The 247-nt window shown below is 28.7% G+C and carries 1 pseudogene; it reads left to right on the top strand.

Annotated elements, in window-relative coordinates:
- Positions 1-247, top strand: a pseudogene (locus ACVHXK_RS18960) (hypothetical protein); the annotation flags it as partial.

The following is a 247-nucleotide window of genomic DNA, read 5'->3' on the forward strand; positions in this document are numbered from 1 at the left end:
CGGGTTTTTTGGGAGCAATAGTTTTAGGATTAAGTATAGGATATTTTGTTAAATATTTTAAAAAAGTAAATATTGGCAAAACTTTTCAATCTACAATGGGTTATTTAATCATTCCTTTCATTACTTTATTGATTTTTGGCTTATTAACATACTATTTAATCGGACCATTTATTGGTTGGGTAATGAGAGCATTAATTGATTTATTAAATAGCATTCCGACATCTATGAAAGCGGTTGGAGGGTTTGT

Source organism: Clostridium sp. DL1XJH146, assembly GCF_054819755.1.